13 protein-coding genes are annotated in these 20,956 nt (G+C 48.6%); 6 read left to right on the plus strand and 7 right to left on the minus strand.

The features are described from left to right. Positions 1 to 38: 38 nt before the first annotated feature. From SSED_RS10005 to SSED_RS10020, 4 genes are all read left to right on the plus strand, one after another. Complete coding sequence (locus SSED_RS10005) at positions 39 to 458, plus strand: hypothetical protein (RefSeq protein WP_012142273.1); 420 nt, start codon at positions 39 to 41, stop codon at positions 456 to 458. Positions 459 to 654: 196 nt separating this feature from the next. Next, a complete protein-coding gene (locus tag SSED_RS10010) occupies positions 655 to 1,362 on the plus strand; it encodes a HupE/UreJ family protein (protein ID WP_012142274.1) in 708 nt (235 codons plus the stop codon). A gap of 112 nt (positions 1,363 to 1,474) precedes the next feature. Beyond that, entirely contained in the window at positions 1,475 to 2,176 is a 702-nt protein-coding gene (locus SSED_RS10015; protein WP_012142275.1) for a hypothetical protein, read from the plus strand. A 190-nt stretch (positions 2,177 to 2,366) separates the two neighbouring features. Continuing rightward, positions 2,367 to 2,669, plus strand: coding sequence for a YkgJ family cysteine cluster protein (locus SSED_RS10020; protein ID WP_012142276.1), 303 nt, complete (start codon positions 2,367 to 2,369; stop codon positions 2,667 to 2,669). 104 nt (positions 2,670 to 2,773) lie between these two features. Here SSED_RS10020 and SSED_RS10025 read toward each other — a convergent pair whose 3' ends face one another. From SSED_RS10025 to hypB, 3 genes are all read right to left on the minus strand, one after another. After that, on the minus strand, positions 2,774 to 3,115 hold the full coding sequence (locus SSED_RS10025; protein ID WP_012142277.1) for a hydrogenase maturation nickel metallochaperone HypA/HybF: 342 nt from the start codon (positions 3,113 to 3,115) through the stop codon (positions 2,774 to 2,776). A 78-nt stretch (positions 3,116 to 3,193) separates the two neighbouring features. Beyond that, positions 3,194 to 5,881, minus strand: coding sequence for an FAD-dependent oxidoreductase (locus tag SSED_RS10030; protein WP_012142278.1), 2,688 nt, complete (start codon positions 5,879 to 5,881; stop codon positions 3,194 to 3,196). A gap of 112 nt (positions 5,882 to 5,993) precedes the next feature. Next, positions 5,994 to 6,665 (minus strand): hydrogenase nickel incorporation protein HypB, encoded by a 672-nt coding sequence (hypB, locus tag SSED_RS10035; protein WP_012142279.1) that lies wholly within the window; start codon positions 6,663 to 6,665, stop codon positions 5,994 to 5,996. 467 nt (positions 6,666 to 7,132) lie between these two features. Between hypB and SSED_RS23625 the strand changes: the two genes are divergently transcribed. Further along, positions 7,133 to 9,037 (plus strand): sensor domain-containing diguanylate cyclase, encoded by a 1,905-nt coding sequence (locus tag SSED_RS23625; protein WP_012142280.1) that lies wholly within the window; start codon positions 7,133 to 7,135, stop codon positions 9,035 to 9,037. A gap of 155 nt (positions 9,038 to 9,192) precedes the next feature. Here SSED_RS23625 and recD read toward each other — a convergent pair whose 3' ends face one another. Genes recD through recC form a run of 3 tightly spaced genes read right to left on the minus strand, consistent with a single transcriptional unit; the run spans position 9,193 to position 18,561 of the window. Then, positions 9,193 to 11,244: an exodeoxyribonuclease V subunit alpha gene (gene recD / locus SSED_RS10045; RefSeq protein WP_012142281.1), complete on the minus strand. Its 2,052-nt coding sequence runs from the start codon at positions 11,242 to 11,244 to the stop codon at positions 9,193 to 9,195. Continuing rightward, on the minus strand, positions 11,241 to 14,996 hold the full coding sequence (recB, locus tag SSED_RS10050; RefSeq protein ID WP_012142282.1) for an exodeoxyribonuclease V subunit beta: 3,756 nt from the start codon (positions 14,994 to 14,996) through the stop codon (positions 11,241 to 11,243). The genes recD and recB overlap by 4 nt, the downstream gene beginning before the upstream one ends. A gap of 1 nt (position 14,997) precedes the next feature. After that, complete coding sequence (gene recC, locus SSED_RS10055) at positions 14,998 to 18,561, minus strand: exodeoxyribonuclease V subunit gamma (RefSeq protein ID WP_012142283.1); 3,564 nt, start codon at positions 18,559 to 18,561, stop codon at positions 14,998 to 15,000. A 618-nt stretch (positions 18,562 to 19,179) separates the two neighbouring features. Here recC and SSED_RS10060 point away from each other — a divergent pair. Next, positions 19,180 to 20,454, plus strand: a complete 1,275-nt coding sequence (locus SSED_RS10060; RefSeq protein WP_012142284.1) for an MFS transporter — start codon at positions 19,180 to 19,182, stop codon at positions 20,452 to 20,454. A 151-nt stretch (positions 20,455 to 20,605) separates the two neighbouring features. Here SSED_RS10060 and SSED_RS10065 read toward each other — a convergent pair whose 3' ends face one another. After that, complete coding sequence (locus SSED_RS10065) at positions 20,606 to 20,926, minus strand: hypothetical protein (protein ID WP_012142285.1); 321 nt, start codon at positions 20,924 to 20,926, stop codon at positions 20,606 to 20,608. Positions 20,927 to 20,956: the final 30 nt, after the last annotated feature.

A 20,956-nucleotide genomic window follows, 5' to 3' on the forward strand; every position in this document is an offset into this window, starting at 1 on the left:
ACACAGCGAGTTTGCTTCCAGTGAATTCAAGGGAAAAAGTGCATTCTAAGTTAACACTGGCTATCTTGCTGGTGGTCTTAATGTGTCAGGTTTTAGCGACGGGCTCCGCTTTCTCCGTTCAATATTCCGATGGCGAGCACCCTATGGGCATAGATGTTAATCATCATCATGTTCATGGCGTAAGTGAAAGCTCAGGCTCATCTGGTGATAGTCTGGTCCATGGTCATGAGAATACTGCCTTCAATGCCACCGAACCCGTTTTTGACTTTTTTTCAGAGCCAGTCTCTGAGCCTTTGGAAGCGGAGCATGAGCACGCGAACCATTCCCATACCCCGTCGCATCCGCCGGTAGACGCTGTTTTTATGACGAGCTTTTTCCAGTCTGAAACGCTTATCGACGACGATATCTCTTACCTTAACCTGCGTTACGCGCCACCGATCCCCCCTCCGCACGCATAGCATCTACTCTTTTTTGCGAGCTCTCTCTTTCATACCAAGCAGTCTCTTTATCGTGGACTTTATTTGTAATGAAAGGCGCTCGCCATAGCAAACTATATGGACATGTTTCAGGCCGCTTTACCGCTGACAACTGTCCTGCATTTAACGGATTAGTCCTCTATTTTACGGACTGAACCGACGTTTTGGAGTATGTGTAATGAGCCAATCTTTGGCCCACACCATGAAATTAATGGTGAGTTTATTGGTGGTTATCTTAGGAGTATTTGCTTCGTTTTCCCTGTCGGCCCACGGGGTCGATGAGGATACCAAGCAGTTTTTAATCCTGAATGAAGGGGTATCAATTCTTCCCTTTATCTATATCGGTGCCAAGCATATGGTGACGGGATACGATCACCTGCTGTTTCTTGTGGGAGTGATCTTCTTCCTCTTCAGAGGTAAAGATGTGTTGCTGTATGTCAGCCTGTTTACCTTAGGGCACAGTATCACTCTGCTATTTGGTGTTCTCAGTGATATTCAGATCAATGCCTACCTTATCGATGCCATCATCGGCTTCTCGATTGTCTATAAAGGTTTCGATAACTTGGGTGGTTTTAAGCGACTGTTTGGCTTTCAGCCCAATACTAAGCTGGCCGTGATGATCTTTGGACTGTTCCATGGTTTTGGCTTAGCCACCAAAATTCAGGAGTTTAATCTGCCCCAGGAGGGGTTGGTACCCAATATTCTTGCGTTTAATGTCGGCGTGGAGGTCGGTCAATTCCTGGCGTTGGGTGTGGTCCTTATCCTGATGAGTTTTTGGCGTCGTCACAGGAGTTATCTTAAGTTTTCTACTGCGGCAAATACCCTGTTGATGAGCGCTGGCATGATGCTGGTGGGCTTTCAGTTAACGGGCTACTTTACCGGTTAGCACTCTGACTAAAGCTACTTAATCAAGCCATTTAATCAGGCCACTCAGTCAAACTGTTGGCCATAGGCTAACAGAATTAGAATGGGCTCAACTCTGGGCCGAAGGAATTAGCATGACAACGAACAATATGAATACAAGTACGAGTACAAACATGAATGCAGGCGGTGAGAGAGTCAACGGGATCCCGGTTCATTCGACGGCGACCTTAATCAAGGCGAGCATCGGGGCAACGGTTATTGCAGCTGTAGTGTTCGTCACGGCAATTTTACCTGCCGAGTACAACATAGATCCGACCGGTATAGGTCAGATGTCTGGTTTAACCTCATTGGCACAGGCTGCTTCCGTATCTGCTGAGCCTGCAATAAGCACAGATACAATCAGTAAAATTAGTACGGGAACAGTCCAAAAGGAGGAGACGGTTATCGCCTTCGAACAGGGCGCAACACTTGCCAATGCGCCCTCTGTGGCAGAGATAGCACAGATGCGTCAAACGCCGGGAGTGAGAAGTGATACCGTCAAAATTGATATTCCTGCCGGCAAAGGGCTTGAGTATAAGTTGTTGATGGATGAGTTTGTCCATTTAGAGTATGAGTGGAGTACGGGTGGCGAAGCGCTGTATTTCGATTTCCACGGTGAGCCAAAGGGCGATACCACAGGCTATTTCGAGAGTTTCTCTATCACCACCTCAGATAAGATGAAGGGCTCGCTCACCACGCCTTTCGCCGGTTCTCACGGCTGGTATTGGAAGAATAAGACTAGCTCACCGATCACTGTGACCCTATCGACCAAAGGGGACTATACGATCAAGGGTTAACTATTCCTGAGCCGGGCAAGGGGTAAGCATTCCTCAGGCCTTGCTTTGATACTAATGCTCAAACGCAATGCGCATCGGCATCCGGTGCGCTTTTTTACGCTATGGGGCCATTATATATTTATTGATTGTCCTTCCTTTAGGGTATTATACCAATCGATTATTGCGACGCTATTTCTGACTATTGAGCTTTATGACTATTGAAGTAACAAATTTACCCGATCCCCAGATGACCTGTTCAACTTGCCAGGCTTGTTGTTGCCACCTCGAAGTGATGATTATCTCTGATACGGGGGTACCGCCTGAATACATAGTCTCGGATGAGTTTAATGGTGACGTTATGGCGCGTTTAGATGACGGTTTGTGTATCGCGGCCGACCGCGACACCCTGTTATGTACGATTTACGAAAATCGTCCCTGGATCTGCAGAGAGTTTGAAATGGGCTCTTACGAGTGCAGCATCGAACGTAAAAATATCACTACCTTAGATAAATAATTGTTCTTTATCTGTCTGTTGTACTCTAATTTTGTCATCTATTAATTGCGAATAGAGTGAGCTGGGGTAGCTCATTGTGAGCTTATCCCTGGTGATACAAAGGCTTACTGAGCGATGATCTCTTTGATGATAAACTCTTTGCCGCTGAGTAATCCCCACTCATCACTGTCGCAGTGCGGACATTGTGAACGATTTTCAATGATATTAAACACCTGATGGCAAGCTTTACAGAGTGCATTGGCGGGTAAGATTTCAATTTCTAACTTAGTCTTCTCGAGCATTGTGCCATCGACCGCCGCCGGATAGCAGGTTTGGATATAGGTGGGGATCATGGATGACAGCTGGCCGATTTGCAGCACTATGGTATCGACACTCTGTAATTGATTACTCTCTGCCACTTGAATGACTTTTTTAACGACTCCAATGACAACGCCTAGTTCGTGCATATCAGCCTCCTTTCTTGAGGGAAAACGATCGACAGTAACGGCCGGGACATAGTTTCATGACCCGACCGTTCCAGATCTCTAGTCAGTCATCAGGGCTTTAATGCGCTTGATGGGCGCATTGACCGCAATTTTGACTTTACGTTTCAGTGCGTGTTTTATGATGACTTTTTTTACCGTGCGAAGGTCGGCGCCATCGGCGTCATAGGCCCTGACCAGAGAGATAGCATCGAACTGGCACTTCGTCGTGCAGGCACCGCAGCCGATACACATAAACTCATCGGCAACGGCAACACCACATCCCAAACAACGCTCAGTTTCCTGCTGTACCTGCTCCTGAGTAAAGGTGCCGCGCAGATCTCTGAAGGTTTGCTTAGACTCCTTACCGTCAACATGATCGAGTGCCTGTCTCGGCGTGTTATCGAAGCCATCGAGATTCAGCTTATCTTTGTCGAATGAACGATAATCACGCTTAATACGCCCCAGTACCAGACTCTGACCGTGCTGAACATAGCGATGGATGGAGATGGCGCCTTCTTTGCCATGAGCGATAGCATCGATAGCAAACTGAGGTCCGGTTAATACATCTCCGCCGACAAAAATGTCCGCTTCATGGGTCTGGAAGGTATCTGGATCGGCCTGAACAGTTAGGTTGGGATTTAACTCCAGGCGACTGTCTGTAAGCAAGTTGCCCCAATCCATAGCCTGTCCGACTGAGATCAACACATGATCGGCCTCCACCAGTGTGGTGGTCTGTTCATCGAAGCGGGGAGCGAATTTGCCCTCTTCATCCAATACGGACAGACACTTGGCGAATGCGACGCCAGTCACTTTTCCATCATGGGTGATGATACGTTTGGGTCCCCAGGAGTTGTTGATGGAAATTTCCTCACTGAGCGCCTCTTCAACTTCTTCGACATGGGCAGGCATCTGATCCAAGCTTTCGAGGGTAAAGAGATCTACGGTGCTGGCGCCTACACGCGTCGCCGTTCTGGCGACATCGATGGCAACATTGCCGCCGCCGATAACAACGACCTTACCATCAAGATTATCTGTTTCGCCCAGATTTACTTTGCGAAGAAAATCCACCCCGGTCGATACGCCAACGGCATCTTCACCAATAAGACCTAAGCGTCTGCCAGCTTGTGCCCCGATTGCGAGATAGAATGCTTGGTATTCCTGGCCTCTTAACTCGCTCAGACTGATATCTTTGCCCACTTCGACGCCACATCTGAAGGTGACACCTAAGGCTCTTAATACCTCTATTTCGGCATTGATGACCTCTTTCTCGAGTCGATAGGAGGGGATCCCCAGGGTTAACATGCCGCCTAGGGCAGTTTGCTTTTCAAATACGGTGACCTGGTATCCTTCAATCGCCAGAAAATATGCGCAGGAGAGTCCCGCTGGTCCACTGCCAATAATGGCAATTTTATTGTCATGGCTATGCTTAATTTCGGGAATAAAACGGGTTTTAGCATCGAGATCTTGCTGGGCAATAAACTTCTTTATCTCATCGATAGCAACCGGATGATCAATGTCTCCACGGGTACAGTCGGACTCGCACTTTTTCGGACAGATCCGGCCACATACTGCGGGGAAGGGGTTTTCTCGCTTAATCAGCTCGAGAGCCTCACGGTATTTTCCCTGAGCCGCCAATTTGATATAGCCCTGAATACCGATATGGGCAGGGCATTCGGCCTTACAAGGGCTGGTGCCACCATCGAGTACGACTTGTTTGTTGGTTCGGTAATCGGGGTTCCATTTATCCGGGCCCCAGTGAGTATCATGAGGCAAATCTCTCTTTGCCGTTTTGGCGGGGGATATCTCGCATAACTTTTGACCTAACTTCAATGCATTGGTGGGACAGACCTCGACACACTCGCCGCAAGCTACGCACTGCTCGGCATCGATTTTGACCACATAGTTGGATCGGACCATATCCGGATTTTGCCACATGCCAGCAAGACGGAGCGCGAAACAACCACAACCGCAGCAATTACAGATGGCATGGGTCTCCCCGGAGCCATCGAAGTTTGGCATACTATGCATCAAGCCATTTTCTTCGGCTTTTCTGATCACCTCGAACGCGTCTTCCCGGGTGATCTTTCGGCCACGGCCGGTACGAATATAGTATTCGGCGGCGTGTCCCATCTGGATGCACATATCTTCTTTGAGGTGACCACAGCCTTCACCCATGGCCTCTCTCGATGTGCGGCAGGCGCAATCGGAAAGCGAGAAGAGGCTGTTGTCATTCAGGTATTTGGATACCTCTTCATAGGAGGCGCTGCGAGTCTCGCCATCGATGGCGGTTTGAATGGGGATCACCCGCATAGGCCCTGAGCCCACGGGGATATTTCCTGCGGCGAGTGGGCCCTTTTTCTTGCCAAAAGCATCGAAGGCGGCGCCGAGTTGGGGGAACTTTTGGATCAACTCCTTGTTGTTGACGATCATCTCCATATGACCGGGAACCCAGACATCTATCCAGTATTTATCGACACCATCGATTTCGTTGACAAAGGCGGCACCGACCATGGCGACCTGCCAAAGAAGCTTGGCGGTTTCCTCTTCCGATTTTCCGCACTGCTGGGCGACCTCTTGTGCGCTAAGGGGCTTACGCAAGGCTAAGCAAAGTGCCACTTCGGCCATGGGCTCGGTAACGATAGGCTCCAGGATTTGGTACTCGGGATCGCCTTGCTTAATTTCATTCCTTGAACCTCGCTTGGTTCGGCTGATCTTATTGGCGAGGTCTAATACTTTTTCTTTAACCATGGTTATGGCTCCAACAATAAATGGCGACTGACTTATGCTTGCTCTCAATTGCGCTTAATCTCTATGGCGCTCGATATGAGTTGCGTGTGATATCACTTGCAATAGATTTCAGTTATGTTTGATTCCACGTTATGGTCTGTTGCTGCAGCCAATCAGACCACTCGGCAATGCCTTCACCGGTTTTGGCCGAGATAGGGATAATGGTGATATTGGGGTTTAGTTTTCTGACGCGCTGCTTTACCGCTTCGATATCGAAGTCGAAAAAGCCGATGGCATCGATTTTGTTAATCAGCAACACATCCACTATCGAGAACATCAATGGGTACTTAAGGGGCTTATCATCCCCCTCGGGTACGCTGAGGATCATGGCATTCTTCGATGCGCCCGTGTCAAATTCGGCAGGGCAGACTAAGTTGCCCACATTTTCCAGTATGGCTAAATCCAGATTATCGGTGTCTAATCCGATCAGCCCCTGTCTGGTCATATCGGCATCTAGGTGGCACATGCCGCCGGTGTGTAGCTGGATCACCCGGGTCCCGGTTTGGGCTATGGTGTGGGCATCGACATCCGAGTCGATATCGGCTTCCATGATGCCAATATTCATTTCTTCACCGAGCGCTTCGATGGTTCTCACTAAGGTGGTGGTTTTACCCGAGCCCGGTGACGACATAAGGTTGAGCAGAAACACTTTCTCCTCTTTCAATTCGTCTCTTAACAAGTCAGCCTGAATATTGTTGTTTTCAAATACGCTTTCTTTAATTTCAAGAGTCTTAAACGTGTCCATCATTTTCCCCTTATTCTGAAACTGTTCCAACAAACGAGTGTCATTCGGCTTGTTTACACCTGCCTTACAAAAATGAGGGGGAGGTGTAGTATCGATCGACATTTGCTAGTTTTAGCTGGTTAGAGTATTTACTCTATTTATGTTGTTAATTTACGTTTTTTGCTATTGTTTTGTTGTGATAATTCTCGCAAAACATGAATGATGAGCGTCGTGATTTAGATGTTCACTAGTACAGGCTGATGAAATATATTGAAAATAATCATGAGGAGATGGGAGAGATAAATATGGGTTATTATTACAAATGTGATGCTTCTCAGGCTTTTTAAGATTATGCTGGAGCAATTCATATTTATGAGACGTCAGGCAATGACATATTTACTTTCAATTAGCGGATAATTATCCATACTGAAAGTAGACCTATTTTTAAGGGGTTAAAACAATGGCACTAAGCGGTAAAAGAGCTTGATATGAAGGCGATTTCGGGCAGTTCAAATTTTTCCACCTCAATAATACGAAGGCGGTATTATTGGATATTTACGCTTTTTTTCCTGCTGTTTGGTAGCTTAGTTGCGGTGATCACCTCCTTGATTAACTACAACATTCAATATACCAATATTGAAAGTGAGATCCGTGAAAAGGTGGCCGCAGAAAAGGCCATTAAACATGACTTGCTTTATGAATTTATGCAGCATGCAGAAAATGTGGTTGGTGCAATCGCGGCTAGCGAGTTAACAATCAAATATGTAACGACAAACAGTCCCGATGCACATCGTAACCTCAATCACCTTCTGCTTGCCGCCACAATGTCTAATGATTCATTTATGCAACTGCGTTTCATCGAATCATCGGGAATGGAGGCGGCCAGGGTCGATCGAATTAAAGGTGAAGATACGCCAGTCATCATCCCTAAACCCTTGCTTCAGAATAAACAAGATAGGTACTACTTCAGAGAGGCTGCACCCTTATCGGATGGGACATATTGGCATTCACACTTTGACCTGAATATGGAGCACGGTCAGATTGAGATACCTATTCGTCCAACATTTCGTATTGCGACCCCGGTATTTTCACAAGATGTGTTTTCGGGTTTGATCATTGCGAACATCTCTCTCGATCCGCTCTTGTCCACACTCGGTGCATCATCCGACTTCGATATCTATATCATAGATAAGGAGGGGGAGTTTATTCTTCATCCCTTACCTGAGCAGGGCTGGAGTCGATACCTTCCTAATCGTTCTAACGTGTTCACGCAATTTCCTGAGTTCGGAAATTCTGTTTTAGAGGTGAAAGATACCCATAAGGGGGATCATTTCACCTTCCAGATAAGCGAGATCCTTAAGAACCATGACGAAGCGTTTGTTATGGCCGTCCCGCGCAAGAGTCTGCTTGCTAAATTCAAGAAAAATAACATGTTAACTGCGGGCCTTACCGCGCTTACTGTGCTGCTGGTTTCATTAGTTCTGTCGGGCTTAGTAGCCATTATTCCTGCTAGGTTACAGAGAAAACTGACCGACGCGTATTTTAAAATTAAAAATTATGCCGAGATCATTAATAGATATGTCATCACATCATCGACAGACAGAGCGGGCCATATCTTGTCTACCAGCGCCGCCTGCAGCGAGGTGTATGGTTTCTCGGCCGAAGAGATGAAGGGAAAGAGACACAATATTGTAAAACACCCGGATACTCCCGCCGAAACCCATGAGGATATATGGCGAACGATTCTGCAGGGAAAAACATGGCACGGGGAAATTAAAGATAAAGCTAAGAATGGCAACAGCTTCTGGCTTAACCATGTGATCACTCCTGATTTTGACGATAACGGCAAGATTGTAGGTTTTACCTCGGTAAGTCACGATATTACGGATAGAAAGGAGATCGAGCGTTTGTCAGTTACGGACACACTTACCGGACTCAATAACCGTCGTCGACTCGATGAGCTGTTTATTAATGAATTTGATCGCTTCAATCGATATGAGCGTCAATTTAGTATGATCTTGCTCGATGTCGATCACTTTAAACAGGTTAACGATAAATTTGGTCATAAGGTTGGTGACAAAGTCCTGATCGAGATGGGAGAGATCTTGGCTTCGAGTGTCCGTAAAAATGATCTGCTGGGCCGGTGGGGCGGCGAAGAATTTCTGCTTATTTGTCCCGAAACCTCCATCGATGGTGCGATAGATCTGGCTGAAAAAATACGCAAAATCATCGAAGACACTGATTTTCCGGAAATCGGCAGTGTGACCGCCAGTTTCGGAGTGACAGTTTCGATAAAGGATGACAGTGACGAGGATATGTTTATTCGCGCAGATAATGCCTTGTATACGGCTAAGCGAGATGGTCGAAACTGTGTCGTTCAATTAACCCGATGAATTGAGAAAGAGCAGTTTCGTTATATCAATCGGTATTATCTCTCTGTGCCGGATCATCAAAGATAGGTGCCGTGAGTCGGCACCTGCCACACAAGGCTATCTGCTCCATTAACCTCTGTTTTAGTACTCAATTAACTCTCCAGATGTGTCGGTCTCTATCCCCATAAACGTCTCGCAAGCCCGGACGAGCGTTGAGTGGCCTGCAGGCTGGCATGCTCGAAAACGGCTTGTGAGCCCAGGCAGGTAAAATGCAGCTTGGCGCGGGTGATGGCCGTATAAACCAGTTCCTTTGTCAGCAACTGTTTTTGGGCCGGGCTGGGCCAGATGGGCAGCACGAGCGCTACATTGGCAAACTCGCTGCCCTGGCTCTTATGTACCGTCATGGCAAAGCAGGTATCGTGGCTTGGAAGGCGTGCGGGTAGCACCTTTAAGATACTGCCATCGGCCTGAATAAAGTGTGCCATCAGGCGGGCAGAGTGTTTCGCCGTATCGCCATCTTGGGCTAAATGATCTGATACCGTGTTTAAGTCATCCGGTAAGATAAGGCCAATATCGCCGTTAAATAGCCCCAGGTTATAATCGTTGCTTTGGATTATCACCGGGCGGCCCGGATAAAACTCGGTGTCGGCACTGATAAGTTTGGCCTGCTTCAGTGCGGCGGTCACACCCTGATTGATGCCATCGACACCATACTCGCCCGCCCGCATGGCACATAATACTCGAAACTCGTTATAACAATCGATGATTTCACTGGCATCTTTGTTGTCATCTTTAGCCATCTCGAGATATCGCCGATAATGCTCCACCGCTTGGGTGAGTAGTGCATCTAGCCCCGAATTGCCTGCATTGGTTTTCAGGTGTTCAATCCACAATAGCTCATCATATCCGGTTTGCCATACCTGCATAATTCGGCCTTTGTCTGAGTTATTGACCGCACCTGCCAGTTGACCTATGCCTGCATCTCCTTTAAATCTGTGGCTGTGCATCAGCATACACAGGCTATCGCCAATCTTAGGTGACTGGCTGATAAAGGGGCTAAGGTCAAACCCTGATAATGTAGAAAGATACCCGGCATAGTCGCTCGAATATCGCATCTGCCACTTGGCATCACTGGCATTTGTTCTGGTATTTTTCTGTTTTAATCCAGCACAGATGTCTGCTAACACGGCCCCGGCTTCCACCGAGGCTAACTGATCTTGATCGCCCAGTAGAATGAGTCTGGCATGTGTGGGGAGCGCCGAGAGCAGCTTGTGCATCATGGGCAGGTCGACCATAGAGGCTTCATCTACAACGAGCAGATCCAGCCTGAGGGGGTTATCTTTATGGTGCCTGAATTTGGGGGAGTTCGGGATCACGCCAAGCAAGCGGTGCAGGGTGGAGGCCTCCTCCGGTACCCGGCTCAAGCTGGTTAAATCAATTTGGTCGGCAAACGGTGCCAGTTCCATTTTCAGGCGCACCTTCGAGGCTTTGATTGACTCACTCAATCGCGCGGCAGCCTTACCCGTCGGCGCAACTAATCGTATGGTCATGGCCGCTTGCTGTGTCAGTAAAAACAGCAATTTAGTTACCGTGGTGGTTTTACCCGTGCCCGGGCCACCGGTTATTACCGCTAAACGTTTGGTAAAGGCGGTAGCCGTTGCTATTTTTTGCCAGTCAAAGTCGGTGGCACCCATCTCATCGCTTTGGGGGAACAGCATCTCTAATGTGCTGCGGGTATGATTGATCTCTGTGGGCTGCTCATTTATTTCAACATCGGCTAACAGGGTGAGGTAACTCGCGACTTGAGTCTCGAACTGATAATAGCGCTGCAGGTACAGATCGCCATTGTCTAAAATTATCGGTGTTGAAGGTGAGCTGGCTTGCTCCAAACCCGGTGAACTAATTGCATTGAACTGCGCTAATATCTCAATGATTTCATTGTGGCTGCACAGTATCTGACAATTTGATATCGGCTCCTGCATCGGATTATCGAGCATAATCTGATGTATCGGCAGGCAGGTGTGCTGCTGAGAAAGCTGTCGACTCAATAGGGCACAGATAAGCAGAAATAGTTCACTATATGTGTGGTCAGCGTGTTCTGTCTTGTGTAGCTTAATCTTATGTAGCTGAGCCATCTCGAGTGCGAAGTGTCTGTCCAGTGGTGTAATTAATCGCTCAGACTCCCAGACTTTCAGCAGGGCTTTGATTGGCTGTGTTGACTGGATCATAGCTTAAGCTCCGTCTGTTCTATTTGCGCTTGTGCTGTTTGGGCTGATGGAGCATCTGATTCAGTTTGCTCATCGTCGAACAGAGCATCGAGTGACTCGATAAGCCCCTTAGCTGGCTTATCATAGAAAACCCCAGACATAGGTGCACCGACGGACATACCTCGCAGGAAGAGGTAATAACTGCCGCCAATATGTCGGTCATAATCGTAATCAGGCATTCTCAGGCTCAAATATCTGTGTAACGCCAGGGTATAGATGATGTACTGCAGATCGTATCTATGGCTGCGGATCGCGCCGCGCATTGAATCGGGCCCATAATGGGTGAAATCATCGCCCAGATGGTTAGACTTATAATCGGCGATATAAAATTGACCCTGATGCTCGAAGGTCAAATCGATAAAGCCTTTGAGCATGCCTTTGAGCGACTCGAAGTTAAGCCCCGCGCTGTAGCCATACTCTTGGAGTAATGCATTGAGCTTATCGGCCTTTAGCGCCGCGATAGGGAGGTAGAATTCCATCTCCACCAGTTTCTGGTTATTGGTTAACTGCCCAAGTTTGAGTGAGCCATCCTGTACGATGGGCGCATCGAGTAGATCCAAATACCAGTGAGTCAGCACGTCGAGCCAGGACTCATCGATGCCATACCTCTCCATGGCGACAGGTAACTGTTCGGTGAGTCCATTTTCGGCTTGGGTAAAGTCAATCAGCTCGAGCACTAAGTGCATAAAGCTACCTGCATTAGCACCGCGCTCGAAGGTGAAACGAGAAGGCAGAGGGTCAAGCTCATCCTTGATCTCCTCGAGTTCCGGAAAGGCTTCATCATCCGCCCCCGGCAGCACCCGCTCATGAGGCAAGTCTTTTACCAGGCCCGAATAACTGCCGACACGCCATGGAGTGTAGAGTCGACGTTTAAGCACCTTAGGTGCTAATAACTCTTGGTCATCCGACATTTTCTCTAAGACTTGGCTTGAGACATCATCCGCCATCTCACAGACACTAATCGCCTCACTCATCAGACGTTTTGCAGATGTTTCGATAAGCGAAAACTCGCAGGCTTTTTCTTCTATGCCAAGCAGGTAGCCTATACCGGTTTCATGGAGCTGACTGGTGATCCCCGCTTTTTTAGTGAAGCGGCAGTGGTTGGCGATATAGAGATAGCACTGATAGACGGGGCGAGTCATAGCGACATACAACAGGCGCAGATCCTCGGCGAGATTTTCCCGCTTATGCCGCTCCCAACCCTCATCGCTCTGCTCTATATCCCACACAAGCTTGTTATTTTCATGGTAGAGCATAGGCGCAGGTTTACGGCGATTATCCCGGGCTAAGCTGACGAAGGGGATAAAACAGACAGGATACTCGAGCCCCTTACTCTTATGTATGGTGACAATCTGTACCAGGTTCTGCTCACTTTCGAGTCTGAGCTGCGCCTCTTCATTGGCATGGTTCTCGATAAGGGCTTGCTCGTACCAGTTGACCAGGGCACTGATCCCATCGAGTTCGGTGGCCTTTTGCTGTAACAGCTCGGCAAGGTGCCTGAAATCGGTCAGACGGCGCTCACCATCTTCGCTTTGAAGCAGGCGTTCGATAAGCTTGGTTTCGTTGGCCAAATTCAAGAGTGCGGGCATGACGCCGCGTCTTAGCCAGTTATGATGCAGGCCATCAAATTGCTCCAGCAGGGTTTGTCTTACCATCTCATCCTGATTAAAGCCATGAATAGCCAGGGCGTTATAACCGAGCAGGGAGGTCGCCAAGGCCGAACGCAGGGCGCGCTCATCTTTTGGGGTGGCCAAGGCGTGCAGTACCAGCGCCATTTCTCGGGCTTCGAGGGTGTTAAATACACTGTCCCGGCTAAGGAATACCGCACCAATTTGCCTGTTCGACAGTGACTCTTTGATCACCGCGGCTTCATTTCTGTCACGTACCAGCACCGCGATATCTTTGGCCTTGAGCGGCTTTTCACTAATCGTACACTCACCATCTTGCGATTCGGTGAGAAGCCGTGCGATTTCGCTGGCAGCATCTTCGGCTAAATGCTTTCTGGCGGTGGTTTTATTGAGGCCTTTTTCGGGATCTTCGCTAAGCAGTTTAATTTTCAGGGCCGATGTAGTGGTCGATTTCTCGACTAATACTTTGTTGTCGGCAAAGGGGGAGGGCAGCACCGATTCAAATGGGATGGCCTGGCTGATAAAGGCATCATCACGATTCTCAAACAGGGCATTGACCGCCAAAATCATGTTACGGCTGGAGCGGTAATTAGTATCGAGATTATAGTGCTCGGATGTTTGCTCGCGCGCCTGAATATAGGTGTGTATATCGGCGCCCCTGAAGGCATAGATCGCCTGTTTCGGGTCGCCAATCATCAAGAGACTCAGATTTTTCGATGAGGTTCCTGCTGTGGCTTCATCGATGGCTATCAGCGAGTCATCAGAGCCCATTGCATCGACAGAGGGCTGTTGGTATATCCGGTTGAAGATAGCAAATTGCAGCGGATCTGTATCCTGGAATTCATCGATAAGGGCCACAGGAAAACGTTTGGCTATGGTGTTGGCCAGACTTATTGCTTGTCCACTCACCTCTTCCTGGTTTGGACGCAGGGCTTGTTCCAGGGTGATCAGCAGATCGTCGGGCGTCAGCAGGTTACGCTCAGATTTTTGCTGGGCAAAGCGAGCCGAGATACCGTTTCGTGCGCAAAAGAGAAAGCTTGGAATAAAATCTTTGATAAGCGCACACAGGCGCTCGATATGATCGAGTACCGGCGCTTGCTCCGGCGTGGGCACTTCGCCCCCCTTGTTAAGCTTAAGCTCACTCAGCGACAGACTCTCCATCACCTTCATTGGCGGTAAACTGTTGCTGAATTTGCACCAGTTATCCATGGCATCGAGCATGATAGCGAGCTTAGGGTAAGCGTCAGCTTTTTTTCCGAATCTCACGCCGCTCAGCGGTAAAGCATGCAGCAAGGTCTCGATAGCGTCCCGCTCGCGGGGCCAGATAAGTTTTAGACGACTTAAGCTTTGAGTGAGCGTTTGCTGCAGTTTTGTAAACTCTTGCGGCACCGGCTGAGCGCTGGCCTGGCTTGCGCCCAGCAGCGGCCTTAGCTGCTTGGATAGCGCATCGGGATCGGCAAATTTCTTCTGAATTATCTCGGCCAGATACTCAGGCAATGGGTAGCACTGCTCACGCCAGAAGTCGCGCACGGCGTGGTGCAGAAACTCGCTGTCATCTAAGGTGAACTCTGACTCGAACAGCAGGGATGACTCGAACGCCATGTCGGCCAAAATTCGCTGACAAAAACCATGTATGGTAAAGATAGACGCTTCATCGAGTGACTTGAGGGCTAAATCCAGACGCTTAAGTGCCAGATGGCGTTCACTCTCGGGCGTGAGTCGATAGAGAGATTCAATCAGATCATCATCGGTTTCCAGGCCGATAAAGCGGCGGTAGGCCAGCTGAATTTTGCGGCGAATTCGATCCCTTAGCTCTCCCGTGGCGGCATTGGTAAAGGTGACTACCAGAATCTGCTCGCAGCTCAGTGGCTTTTCTATCTCATGGCCCAGCAACAGACGCACATACAGACCGGCGATGGTGAAGGTTTTACCGGTTCCTGCACTGGCTTCAATTAAGCGGCTACCGCCAAAGGGCAGGGTGAGAGTATCGAGGGGCTTAGAGCGGCCTTTAGTCACGTCTGGGCCATCCTTAGGGCTAAGCGCAGGGCTGTTTTCGGGGCTAGCTTCTCTATGAGTCGATGACATATTAACAGCCTCCTTCGACGAAACTTGCAAGCTCGCTGAGCTTATCTTTGTGATAGAGGCTGAGCATCGGGCTTAGCAGTGACATGGCAACCTGTCCAAACTCATCTTCTTTGAAATCTTCAGGGAAACTAAACAGACGCTGGTAATGAGGCTCGAAGCCTTCACCGAGTTGGCTCTGTTCATCTTTCCATTGGCTTTGAGCTTCCTTGAGTTTATCGCTGTGATCCCCCTCGGCTTCGACATAGGCGAGGGCGGTTCTGGGCATAAACATCAAGGGATGGATTTGTCCCGATTGGAAATAACTCAGCCATAGACTCAGCTGCACGTTCGCCTGCTCGGGCGCGACGCCATGGAAGGCATGAAAGTGGCCGATATCTAGAAGGTAGCTGATATGTGGTTTATCGCTTCGGGATGCAGACTCTTTAGCATCTGTCCCCATAGCACTTATACAAAGATGTCTTAGGTAGACTCTAATCAGATCCCGGCCATTGGCGGTGCCGGGTCGATAGTTGACCAGCCCCTTAGCGCAGAGATCATCGATTCGCCCCACTAATGTGACGGGCTCAGTGATGGTATTGCCTGTGCCATCGCCCAGAGCAAAGGGCAGCTCAATATCCAGTGAGTGTTGGTTCTCACCCTGAAGATAGATCGCCCGGCCAATTAAGGGCTTAATGTCATGCAGATACTGGTTAAGCAGGAGATCATCGAAAGGCTTCAGGGGCAGCTCGCCACTGGCCTTTAATCGTTGCAACAGCTCTTCGCCCGGGAGCTCTAAACCTTGAGATATGGCGTTATCGAGTAAGTTTGCCTGCAGTTTATACCGCTCGAGCGCGTTCAGACTGAAGGGCTCATCGTTATCATCGGCTTGAATGTTCAGGCCTAAGTCGACCTTGAGGCTTCGATTGAAAAAGTATTGCGCCGGGTTTCTGAAGAAACGGATAAGCGCCGAGACCTCAAGCTCGTTCTCCTCTACGCAAGGCGATGCCAGACTCTCTTGTTCAATTTTTTGACCAGGTTCGATAAAGCGGGGTGTTTCAGCGCTATTATCGCTCGTTCTTGCCGGACACCACTGGGCGGAATAACTTTGTTTAAGTTGGGGGTCATCACCATTGTCAGGCAAGTAAAGCCGCTCATCGAAAGGCTGTAGAGGTTGTTCTATCAATAACTGCTTATGGATTGCTTTCTCGATGGCTGGAATATCGGGCTCATTGTCTGGATTGTGAAGATCTCCCTCGGGTAGATAACATAGCTGACAATATTCGACCAACTCTGAGACCAACATGGAGGGGATCCGTTCCGAGTTATCGCGCTCACTGTGGCCGATATAGCTGATGTAGAGTTGCTCTCTGGCCGAGAGTATCGCCTCTAAAAACAGGTATCTGTCATCTAAGCGACGTGAACGATCGCCTTTACGGGGTCCGAACTGGGCCACAAGATCGAAACCGACCGGGTGCTGTACCCTTGGGTAGATCCCATCATTCATGCCGACTAAGCACACCAATTTAAAGGGAATGGAGCGCATTGGCATCAAGGTACAAAAATTGACGCTACCGGCCAGATAACGTTGGCCGACACGGGATTCACTCAAGGTGCTGTTAAACCAGTTTTGCAGCACCTGAGTATTCAGCGGTGTGACTTGTCCGGAATCGGCGAGCTCAGTTTTAAGCTTGCTGATGGCCTCGCGTATCGCTTGCAGCTGTTGTTGCTCCTCATCATCGACCTCATAAAAGTCTTCGAGAAGCTGAGCTAACTGACTCATGCGCTCCTCTATTGAGCAATTTTGAGCGAGTTGCTGCTGATACTCATCTAAGGTTTCGATGAAGTTGAGTAGTTTACCCAGGGCCTGAGCCGATTGTCCTTCGATGCCTTCGACCAGCAGGGTGTCATGATAAAGTTCAGCATCGTCGCTGAAGGCGTAGCCTAAGATCAGACGCTTGATTCCAAAGGCCCAGGAGTTCTTATCGAATGCGGGCATAGATTGGGCTGCACGGCTGTTTTCATCCCGCCCCCAACGCACGCCGGCTTGTTCGAGCCAGTGGCGTATCATGGAGAGGGCTTCATCATCGAGCTCGAATCGTCTGAGTACCGCAGGCACCTCTAAGATCCCTAAGATATCGGTCAGGGCGAAGCGACTCTGATTGATGGCCAGAATATGCAGGAAGCTGTTGATCAGGGGCGATTCCTGCGCCGCGCCGCGATCGGCGATGGCGTAAGGGATGTAGTGAGCGCCCTGTTTGGCCGAGAACACCGCATCGATATAAGGCGCGTAAGCTGCCACATCCGGCAGCATGATGACGATATCTTTTGCAAGCAGGGGATCGCTTGGGTCAGCAGGTTCACGGGACAACATCTCGAGCAGGTGATCGTGCAGGGTCTCGATTTCACGCAGTGGACTGTGACAACTGCGAAGTGTCAGCGAGTCGTCAGCTTTAGTGAGCACGCGGCGATCATCCAGTGTCAGATACAGAGAGGCATCGGGGCCTAAGCTTCTGTTGCGGGTACTGAGTTCGAGAATGTCGTGCTGAACGCCACGAAGCAGTGTCTGAGGTGCACTTTCCAGCGGGTCTTGGTAACACTCGAAATTAAAGTTGGTGTGCTCCTCCGGTAGCTCCAGTATCAAGTCCAGGAGTTCACGCCCCATCTTACCGTTATTGGCGAGCAGGGGGTTACCCACCTCGAGCTTATCTTCCCATAGGGCTTCGAGTTTATTCCTGTTGGCGTATTCAAGCGCCATACGAGCGCGTAAACGAGGGTCGACAATATCGCCCCAGTAGTGCTGACAGGGACTTAAATTCAGCATGATCACATCGATACGCTTAGCCAGATGATAGAGCACATCTAAGGTTTGAGGCGCCATGGATGAGATACCGAATACGAATAACCGTCTGGGTAGACCATCGAGGCAGGTATCGGGGTCATCGAGTGCATCAAACAGCGACTGATGCAGGTTAGCCCTGTGGTAGCGACTCTTGTTGAGACGCAGGTTATTAAATTCGATAAGGGCGCGCCACAAGATGGGTTGCCAGGCCTGGGCCGGAGATAATTTATCATCTTTAGGCGGCAGGGTCGGCTCATTGGCTTCCCATGCGGCTATCCAGTCGGGACGATAGACCAGGTATTGATCGAAGATATCGGCTATTTGCCCGCACAGTTGAAACAGTTTTAATGGATCCTCCGGTAAAGCCTCTGTCGCTTCATCCGGGCAGTTAGCAGCATTGAGATAGTTGTTAAGCGGCGCAAACTCATCGATCTGCAGTAGCTCCGGCAGCAACTCCATCAGCTTCCAGGTCATGGAGGGCTTGGTAAAGGCATTTTCCTTGGGCACATCGGGCAACAGGGTGTGGCACAGCTGCCAGATAAAGCTTGAGGGCAGCGGAAATTCAAGCGCCGCGGCTATCTTGTTCTGTCTTGCAATCTCTAGTCTCAGCCAGGTGGACATGCCGGGGCTTTGGACTAACACCTGCTCGGGCATTAACAGTGGCATACCGGGAATTGGCGTCTGTAGCTCGGTCGCGAGTTGGGCCGAGAGTGCTTCCATTCGATTAGACTGTACAAGATAGAGCATGAATATTCCCAGGTAAAATAACGATAGACGTGTAGGCGATATCTGCAAACAGTTAATATTCTATGTGTTTGGATGGGTAAGTCCACAGAAACTAGCGGTAATTGAGGTTAACCGAGTATGTATAGAACTAAAGCCGGGAGAAAGGGCGGTTTATCGTGTTCGCTGAGTGATTTTATCTAATAGAAATAGCTGTTTTATTATGTTTATAATATGTAAAATTTGATTTAGAACATCAAATTAGGTTAATGATAATTGATTGGGTTGGTTTTTAATCAGATTCAATTAATATATACCCAAGCTACTTCAAAATGCTCGTTTCAGAGCTCCCGTAGGATAGCTGAACAAGGCAGTGATTGAAGAGAATGGTTAGTCCCTTTTCAATATCACTAACGCAGTGCAGATATTCTACGGGAACTCCCGAAGGGCAAGGCGAGAAGCAACATTTTTCAGCGTTATGAAATATTGAATTAGAATAACTAGTCCTACTATCTTCATGCCTTGAACTCTGTCACTTCTCGACATGCTGAATCCTGCATTTCGAGGTCGTTTGGGTATACAAATGAGACGTAAGCGTTTTACAGGACAAGAGATCTCAGGACTATTTATTTCGGGGAGACTATGGATATTCAACTGCGTCGTTCTTACCAGGCTTTAACACTTGCCACCTTGGCTTTTGCTGCATGTTTTTCTGTTTGGACACTCTATTCAATCATCGGCATCGAGGTCAAAGAGCGTTTGGGTTTGAGCGCAACCGAGTTCGGTTTTCTGCTTGCTGCTCCCATTTTTACCGGCGCAATCTTTCGTGTTCCTATAGGCTTTATGGCTGAAAAAGTATCATGCCGTAATCTCTTTTTCTGGCAGATGTTGCTCGCCGTCCCTCCGTTATTCTACCTGCCTCATATAGAAACCTATTCGGGTTATATCTTGATTGGTTTCGTGCTGGGGCTGACTGGAGTCTCGTTTACGATAGGCATTCGTTATGTCACCGACTGGTTTGAGACTAAACGTCAGGGTTTTGCACTGGGGGTGTTTGGTGCGGGTAATGCGGGCGCCGCAATCACCCTGGTTTTGGTGCCTTTTATTGTCGATATCTTTGGTTGGCAACAGATAGGTTACGCCTACGGGATTGGCATGATCTTTATGGCGGTGCTGTTTCGTTTGATGGCGCCTGAAGTGAATGAGTATTATCAGAAACAGAGAGATAGTCATGATATGGCGTTTCATATGGCGCCCCTTAAAGATCTGCAGGTGTGGCGTTTCGGGCTCTACTATTACTTCGTATTCGGCAGTTTCTTAGCGTTAATTCTCTGGCTGCCCCATTATTATGTCTCCGCTTACGAGCTGTCTCTGACTCAAGCTATGGCGTTGACCTTACTCTTTGTCACCAGCTCGAGCATGGTCAGAGCCGTGGGCGGCTGGTTCGCCGATACTTATGGGGCGAGGGCGGTGAATTGGACAGCCTTCTGGATCTGTATGGTGTGTCTGTTTTTCTTGAGTTACCCGCCGACGACCATGATCATCCATGGTGTATCTAAAGATGTTGAAGTCTCTTTCGAAGTGAATGTCTGGCTGTTTACCCTGTTGATTTTCATCATTGGTATCGCCCAGGGCTTTGGTCGAGCCAGCGTGTATAAGACTATCTATGATTACTATCCACATCATATGGGCAGTGTTGGGGGCATTGTCGCCGCCATCGGTGCATTAGGTGGATGTACGCTTCCTATCATGTTCGGTTTTGCCGTCGATCTGATCGGCGTCTATAGTGCCTGCTTTATGTTGCTCTATGGTGTGTTGGCGACCTGTATGGTGGTGATGTACTTGGCGCTAAGAGCCGAGCGACATCAGAAGCTGGTGAGAGAGGCGATAGCCAATAACTTTTTAGAACAAGATTAACGAGTTCAAATTAAGGCTCAAGATTCGTCCACCGCAATTTGATTTAAACGGTTAAAGTCAGTTAATTGAATTTACTGGTTTTTTGTTTGCTTTTTCAAATAGCTTTTGATTGAATATTGAAAGTATCTATCTCTGATAGATACAAAAGATATTACAGCTTGCACTTGTAGATAACCGCGACGACTCTTGTCTCTTCACCTTCACATTTATCTATGTGTAACCATACGATATGAGTACCACCTATCTCTTCGCCATACTCCATCGCTTGGTTTTTCGCTTCTCTTAATGCTAATTCGCCTGTTCCCTTGCCTCTGGCCATAGCAAAACTGTCACAATGCGTCACTTCAAAATCATAAGCTTCATTAATCCGGTGGTGCAACTCGCCGGACTCCTGATTACTATTCCAAAGTGTACAACCAGTAATAAGAAAAGAGATAAGGCACCAGATACATACGATTATAAACTTCAACACGAAATGAAACCTTATTGGTAAGCTACGGCG

This window comes from Shewanella sediminis HAW-EB3, assembly GCF_000018025.1.
Classification (GTDB): Bacteria; Pseudomonadota; Gammaproteobacteria; order Enterobacterales; family Shewanellaceae; genus Shewanella; species Shewanella sediminis.